General features: G+C 71.3%; 2 protein-coding genes. Both read left to right on the top strand.

Features of this window, described 5'->3' with window-relative positions; all coding sequences use genetic code 11:
* The first annotated feature begins 224 nt into the window (after positions 1 to 224).
* Positions 225 to 2,012 carry a bifunctional metallophosphatase/5'-nucleotidase gene (locus GSF22_RS31970; RefSeq protein WP_208817637.1) on the top strand — a complete coding sequence of 596 codons (1,788 nt, stop codon included), beginning with the start codon at positions 225 to 227 and terminating at the stop codon, positions 2,010 to 2,012.
* 308 nt (positions 2,013 to 2,320) lie between these two features.
* Positions 2,321 to 3,355, top strand: coding sequence for an NAD(P)-dependent alcohol dehydrogenase (locus GSF22_RS31965; RefSeq protein WP_208817636.1), 1,035 nt, complete (start codon positions 2,321 to 2,323; stop codon positions 3,353 to 3,355).
* Positions 3,356 to 3,562 lie beyond the last annotated feature (207 nt).

The following is a 3,562-nucleotide window of genomic DNA, read 5'->3' as shown; positions in this document are numbered from 1 at the left end:
GCCACCATTCCCCGACCACGGACCGTCCCCGGCGCTGTCCTGCCCGGCGGACCCCACGAAACCGGACATCCGACGCGGACGACACGAGCGGTACCGCCGATCCGACAGGCCGTCGACTACCCGGCAGTCACATCCGCACCTCCCTCCCCTCGCGTCACCGGGTCAGCCTGGTTATGGTGCGCACGGCGCCCACGAGGCGTCCCACCCGTAACGGAAGGCACGTCATGACCTCTCCCTCCGGCCCGTCACGACGGCAGGTCCTCGCCGTAGCCGCGGCGGCTGCGACGGCCCCGCTGGTCGCCGCCGGCCCCGCGCAGGCGCAGCAGGCCTCGCGGCGGACCTGGGACCTGACCGTCCTGGGCACCTCGGACACCCACGGCAACGTCTACAACTGGGACTACTACCGCGACGCCGAGTACGACGACAGCGCCCACAACGACATCGGCGTCGCCAAGCTGGCCACCCTGGTCAACCAGGTACGCGCCGAGCGTCGGGGCCGGGCCACCCTGGTCCTCGACGCCGGGGACACCATCCAGGGCACCCCGCTGGCGACGTACTACGCGAAGCAGGAGCCGATCACCTCGACCGGTGAGCAGCACCCGATGGCCCGGGCGATGAACGTCATCGACTACGACGCGGTGACGCTGGGCAACCACGAGTTCAACTACGGGCTGCCCCTGCTGGACCTGTGGATCCGGCAGCTCGGCTTCCCCGCGCTGGCCGCCAACGCGATCAACGAGGCCACCGGCAAGCCGGCCTTCCTGCCGTACGTCATCAAGAAGGTCTCCCTCGGCTTCGCCGCGCCGACCCTGCGGGTCGGCATCCTCGGTCTGACCAACCCCGGTTCGGCGATCTGGGACAAGGCCAACGTGGAGGGCCGGCTGCGGTTCGACGACATGATCGCGACCGCCGCGAAGTGGGTGCCGGTCATGCGGGACCGGGGCGCGGACATCGTGCTGATCTCGGCGCACGGCGGGGACAGCGGCACCTCCAGCTACGGCCCGGAACTGCCGAACGAGAACCCGACGGCACTGATCGCCGAGCAGGTACCGGGGATCGACGCGATCCTGTTCGGTCACGCCCACCGCGAGGTGGTGGAGAAGTTCGTGACCAACACGCAGACCGGTGAGCAGGTCCTGCTCTCGGAGCCCTCCAAGTGGGGGCAGCGGCTGACCCGGATGGACTTCACCCTGGCCCGCGAGGGCGGCCGGTGGCGGATCACCGGCAAGCGGGCCACCATGCTGAACACGAACACCGTGGTCGAGGACCCCAAGGTGCTCGCCGCCGTCCGCGCCCAGCACGAGAAGACCGTCGGGTACGTCAACCAGGTGGTGGCCCGGTCCACGGTCGAGCTGTCCGCAGCCGAGTCCCGGTACAAGGACACGCCGATCCTGGACTTCATCAACCACGTCCAGACCGAGACGGTCACCGCCGCCCTGGCCGGTACGGCGTACGCCGGTCTGCCGGTGCTGTCGATCGCCGCGCCGTTCAGCCGGACGGCGGTCTTCCCGGCCGGGGACGTGAAGATCCGGGACGTGGCCGGGTTGTACGTCTTCGACAACACCCTGGAGGCGGTGGTCCTCTCGGGTGCAGAGGTCCGGGCGTACCTGGAGTACTCGGCCAAGTACTTCCGCACCTTCGGTCCGGGCGCGACGGTCGACCCCGACACGGTCAACGACCCGGCGGTGCCGGACTACAACTACGACACGATCTCAGGGCTGGACTACGAGATCGACATCAGCCGGCCGGTCGGGCAGCGGATCACGAAGCTGACCCACCCGGGGACCGACACTCCCGTCATCGACGGTGAGCAGTTCGTGATCGCGGTGAACAACTACCGGCGCAGTGGCGGCGGGAACTTCCCCGGCATCGTGAAGACCCAGGTCTACAACCAGCAGCAGGAGATCCGTCAGCTGCTCATCGACTGGGCGCAGGCCCGGGGCGTGATCGACCCGGCCGACTTCTACCGGCCCAACTGGCGGCTGGTCCGCGAGGGCGTACCGGTCTTCTGAACCGCGCGTACGGCGGGCCGGTCGGGCAGGATGCGTCCTTCCCGGCCGGCCCGGTCGGCGACGGGGCACACTGAATCCCTCCCCCGTCGCACTTCGTGACCAGTGTTTCCACCTGCGTGATCGCTTCCTCCGCTGAAGCGGAGCAAAGGACGCACCGACCCCGGGCCCGCCCGGCGCGCACAGCGCCCTGGGCACGCAGGCATCAACCCCGGGGGTACGGGTATCCGGCGGCCGGAGAGCAGCCGCAGCGGTGGCTGCCGCTGACACGACGTGCCGGCGCGCGGGGCGCCGGCCGGTTGGGAGAGCCGATGCGCGCCATCCAGCTGACCGCTCCCGGCACCCTGGAGCAGGTCGACGTGCCCACCCCCACCCCCGGACCGGGCGAGGTGCTGCTCGCGATGGGCGCGGTCGGCGCCTGCCACTCCGACCTGCACATCCTGGACGCCCCGGCCGGGGTGTTCCCCACCCCGATGACCCTCGGACACGAGATCGCCGGCACCGTCGCCGAGGTTGGTCCTGGGGTGACCGGCTGGGCACCCGGCGACCAGGCGGCGGTGTACGGGATCATCGGCTGTGGTCGGTGCCGGGCCTGCCTGCGCGGGCTGGAGAACCAGTGCCGGACCACCCCGGTCGGTGGGATCGGACTGAGTCGGGACGGTGGGCTGGCCGAGTACGTGGCCGTGCCCGCCTCGCGGCTGCTGCCGATCGGCACCCTCGAACTGGTCCAGGCCGCGCCGCTGACCGACGCCGGCCTCACCCCGTACCACGCGATCGAGCTGAGTCGCCCGGCGTTGCGCCTCGGTACCCACTGCGTGGTCATCGGCATCGGCGGACTGGGGCACATGGCGGTGCAGATCCTGGTCGCCACGACGGCGGTCCACGTCATCGCCGTGGACACCAGCCCGGAGGCACTGGCCCTGGCCGCCCGGCTCGGTGCGCACCACGTGGTGCAGGCCGGTCCGGACGCCGTCGAGCAGATCCGCACCATCCTCGGCCCGCCGCCGGACGGTGCCGACGTGGTGCTGGACTGCGTGGGCGCGGACGCCACCCTGACCACCGCCCGCAGCGTGGTCGCCACCGGTGGCCACCTGAGGCTGGTCGGCCTGGCCGGCGGTACCCTGCCGATCCGGCCGACCGCCGAGGACATCCCGCCGGTGCCCTTCGAGGCCGACACGCGGATGCCGTTCTGGGGTACCCGGGCCGAGTTGCAGGAGGTCATCGCACTCGCCCAGGCCGGTGTGCTCCGCGCCGACGTGCAGACCTTCCCGCTGGAGCAGGCGCCGGAGGCGTACGCCAAACTGCGCCGGGGGGAGATCCACGGTCGCGCGGTGATCGTGCCCTGATCCGGGAGCGGAGCCGAGGCCGGAGAAGCAGAGCGGAAGGGCCGGCGCCGGCCGGCGGCGGCTCCACCCGCGCCCTTTGCTCTGCTTCACCCACGGCAACACTTCAGGCGACCGAGTGTTGCCTGGGCTGAAGCAGAGCAAAGGGCGCGGTGAGGGGTATGCCGGTCGGCGCAGCGCGGCCCCACCGCGAGGCCCGTGGACGGAAAA

The sequence above is a fragment of the Micromonospora echinofusca genome (assembly GCF_017614955.1).
Classification (GTDB): Bacteria; Actinomycetota; Actinomycetes; order Mycobacteriales; family Micromonosporaceae; genus Micromonospora; species Micromonospora echinofusca_A.
Note: the sequence above shows the minus strand (reverse complement) of the source record. Positions and strands in the feature narration are given on the sequence as shown.